Origin of the sequence: Streptomyces sp. NPDC090442 (assembly GCF_044769405.1) — a bacterium.
Lineage (GTDB): Bacteria > Actinomycetota > Actinomycetes > Streptomycetales > Streptomycetaceae > Streptomyces.
The window spans coordinates 1-3,648 of the sequence record NZ_JBIVXW010000181.1 but is presented as its reverse complement, the minus strand read 5'-3'; the positions used below and the strand labels follow the sequence as shown (position 1 = coordinate 3,648).

Sequence of the window (3,648 nt, the reverse complement as noted above, 5' to 3'; positions counted from 1 at the left end):
GTCGTTGCAGGTGGGTTGATCTTCGGGGTGCCGAGGGGCACGGTGACCATGTCTTGATCGGCAAACGGCCCTCCCGTTGTCGTTGGGAGCGCCGTTGGGAGGGCCGTTCGGGTGCGCCCGGAGGCGCTTTGATCACCGTAGAGGTGGACGCCGGGGATGTCGAACGGCGGCTTGTGGCAGGCGAGTTGGGGTGCCCGGCGTGTGGCGGGGTCTTGGCGCCGTGGGGGTGGGCGAGGCCGCGCGGACTGCGCGGGATGAGTGACGGGCGCCTCGATGTACGTCCGCGTCGCTCGCGGTGCTCGGGCTGTGGGGCCACGCATGTGTTGCTGCCGGTCAGCGGCTTGTCGCGGCGGGCGGACGTGGCCGAGGTGATCGGGATCGCGCTTGAGATGAAGGCGGCCGGGGCCGGGCATCGGACGATCGCCGGGCGGCTGGGCCGTCCGGAGACGACGGTGCGGGGCTGGCTGCGGCGGTTCGCCGGCCGGGCCCGCTTGGTCGCGGGGGTGTTCACCGCTCATCTGGTCGCGCTCGCCGACGACCCGTCGGTGGCACTGCCGGCGCCCGCGGTTGATGTGTTCGGTGACGCGGTCGCGGCCGTGATCGCCGCCGCGATGGCGGTCCGGTCCAGGTTCTTGGTGGTCGCCGCGCCGGTCTGGGAGGTGGCCTCGGCGGTCAGCCGTGGCCTGCTGCTGGCGCCCGCCTGGTTGCCCTCGGCATGGTGATAACGATCAACACGAACTGCCCCTGACGGGCGGTGGGGTGAGGCTCCATGCTCGCTGGCTGACATGTCCGCAGCCTTTTGGAGGTCACCGACGATGGCTCTGGTCGATGAGGAGGAACGCCGGCGGGCCGAGCGGGCCCATCAGGTCGCGCTGTTCCGTTACCAGTTGATCCGTGAGGCAGCCGACCCTGCCCTGTCACCGCGCCAACGCGGCGCGATGGTCCGCCAGTTGGCGGCGAAGACGCACACGGATCCGTTCGGACGGCAGATCACGGTGGGCCGGGGCACCCTGGACCGGTGGCTTAGGTCCTGGCGTGAGGGCGGCTTCGACGCACTGCTGCCACCAACGAGGCAGGTCACGCCCAGAACACCGGAGGAGGTGTTGGATCTCGCGGCGGCGCTCAAGCGGGAGAACCCGCAGCGCACGACCGCGCAGGTGGTACGGATTCTGACCCAGCACCTGGGCTGGGGCCCCTCCTATCGCACCGTCCACCGTCACCTGGGCCGCCTGGACCTGCTGGACCGCCCCGACGGTCTGGCGCCGCCGGTCTTCGGCCGGTTCGAGGCCGACCGGCCCAATGAGCTCTGGGTCGGCGACGCGTTGCACGGCCCGAAAATCGCAGGTCGCAAGACGTATATGTTCGCTTTCGTGGACGATCATTCACGCGCGATGGTCGGGCACCGCTGGGGATACGCCGAGGACTCCGTCCGCCTGGCCGCCGCCCTGCGGCCGGCGCTCGCGGCCAGGGGCGTCCCGGAAGGGGTCTATGTCGACAACGGCTCCGCCTTTGTCGACTCTGCCCTGCTGCGGGCCTGCGCGAGGCTCGGTATCAAGCTGATCCACTCGCTCCGGGGCATCCCGAAGGGCGCGGGAAGATCGAGCGCGCGTTTCGGACGGTGCGGGACCAGTTCCTCGTCGAGGTCGACCCCGCCAAGATCGCTGACCTCGGCGAGCTCAACCGCCTGTTCACGGCATGGAGCCGTAAAGAATCAACACGGCGCTTCCTAAGGTCTCAGCTCGTTGGTGGAGCGTGAGCGTAACGAGTGAGGCTCGTGGGCAACTCGCCCTGAGATTTGATGTTTTGCTCCCGCACCTGAACGAGCGGCAGCGTCGACTGGCCCTGGCCACGGAGGCCCGGCTGCTGGGACACGGAGGAGTACGGGCTGTCGCTCGTGCCGCCGGGGTGAGCGAGACGACTGTACGGAAGGGGGTCTTCGAGCTGGAGGCGGGTGTGGACCCTCTTCCTGGTGCCCGGGTCCGCCGGTCCGGCGGCGGGCGCAAGAACGCCGAGGAACTGGACCCGAAGCTGATCCCGGCGTTGATGGCACTGGTCGAGCCGGACGAGCGCGGAGACCCGATGTCACCACTGCGCTGGACGACCAAGTCGCTGCGGCACCTGGCCGAGGAACTGACCCGGCAGGGGCACCGGATATCGGCACCGACCGTGGGGCGGCTGCTACGGGAGAGCGGATTCAGCCTCCAGGCCACCGCGAAGGTGCTGGAGGGAGACCAGCATCCCGACCGCGACGCGCAGTTCCAGTACATCAACGAGCAGGTCAAGCAGCACCAGGCTGCCGGAGAGCCGGTCATCAGCGTTGATGCGAAGAAGAAGGAGCAACTGGGGCTGGTGCCCAACGCGGGCCGTGAATGGCGCCCGAAGGGGGACCCGGTCAAGGTCGAGGACCACAGCTTCTTCTCCTCCGACCGTCCCGGCGCCACGCAGGCCATCCCCTATGGCGTCTACGACCTCACTGCGGATTCCGGCTGGGTGAATGTCGGTGTGGACCACGACACTTCGGCGTTCGCTGTCGCTTCCATTCGCCGGTGGTGGCAGGCCCGCGGGGCGAGCGACTACCCGGCGGCAGCCAAGCTGCTGATCACCGCGGACGCGGGTGGCTCCAACAGCTACCGATTCCGTTTGTGGAAATCGGAACTGGCCGCCCTCGCGGCCGAGACCGGACTGGCGATCACGGTCTGTCACTTTCCGCCGGCGACGAGCAAGTGGAACAAGATTGAGCACAGGCTGTTCTCGCACATCACGATGAACTGGCGCGGACGTCCGCTGACCAGCCACGAGGTCGTGGTGAACACGATCGCCTCCACGCGCACGCGGACCGGTCTGCGGGTGGAGGCCGCGCTCGACACCGGCACCTACCCGCTGGGGATCTCCGTCAGCCGCGAGCACGTACGGTCTCTGCCAATCGAGGTCCATCCCCAGCGCGGCACCTGGAATTACACCGTCCACCCCACCGGCGGCAGCGCAGCCCCGGTCCGTTCCGATGCCCGTCTCCAGGCACGTGCACAGGCCCTTGCCATGCTCACCGACCCGAGGCTGACCGGGATGGGCCGAGATGAGCTGGCCCGGCTCGCCGAGCTGCTGGCTCCGGCGCAGGCCGCCCAGGCCGAAAAGCGACGCTACGAGCGCCGGGGTGGACGGCTTCTGCGGGCACCGGGCGCGCCGACAGGCCGTCCGCTGCTGTCCGACCTCGAGCGCATCGTCATCACCCTGGTCTATCTGCGGAAGGTCTGCTTCCAGAAGGTTCTGGTCGAACTGCTGGGCATCAGCAGTGTCTCGATCAGCAGGATGATCGCGGACACCCGGCTGCTGCTCGACGAGCACAGAATCACCGTCGCCCCAACCACACTTTGCTTCCATCAAGTCCAAGAGCTGCATGACTACCTCGACAACGAGCAACCCACCGGACAGACCGCGTTGCCGGACACTCTGTCCGACCCCCGTCTGACAGGGATGAGCCGCGATACCTTCCAGGAGCTGTACGAGCAGCTCGCACTTCCCTACGCAGCCGCACTCGAACAGCGTCGACACCGCAGGTCGCGTCCGGGAGGTGGTGTAAAAGGGCCACGAGCGTAGGTTTCGTACTGAACCGACCAAAGTTCGTACGGAAGGACCCACGCCCGTGACACG

The 3,648-nt window shown here is 68.2% G+C and carries 3 protein-coding genes; all 3 read left to right on the top strand.

The annotated features are described in order from the left end of the window. The first annotated feature begins 320 nt into the window (after positions 1-320). The 3 genes from ACIQU6_RS44005 to ACIQU6_RS43995 all read left to right on the top strand — a co-directional run bounded on the left by ACIQU6_RS44005 (position 321) and on the right by ACIQU6_RS43995 (position 3,594). A complete protein-coding gene (locus ACIQU6_RS44005) occupies positions 321-722 on the top strand; it encodes a helix-turn-helix domain-containing protein (RefSeq protein WP_403488246.1) in 402 nt (133 codons plus the stop codon). A 93-nt stretch (positions 723-815) separates the two neighbouring features. Further along, positions 816-1,730 (top strand): DDE-type integrase/transposase/recombinase, encoded by a 915-nt coding sequence (locus ACIQU6_RS44000; protein ID WP_403488244.1) that lies wholly within the window; start codon positions 816-818, stop codon positions 1,728-1,730. Between the two features lie 22 nt (positions 1,731-1,752). Then, complete coding sequence (locus ACIQU6_RS43995; protein ID WP_403488242.1) at positions 1,753-3,594, top strand: ISAzo13 family transposase; 1,842 nt, start codon at positions 1,753-1,755, stop codon at positions 3,592-3,594. The last annotated feature ends 54 nt before the right edge of the window (positions 3,595-3,648 follow it).

Bases quoted from the DNA above. Each gene is read 5' to 3' on its own strand.
- ACIQU6_RS44000 (WP_403488244.1), top strand. From the start codon at position 816: ATGGCTCTGGTCGATGAGGAGGAACGCCGGCGGGCCGAGCGGGCCCAT.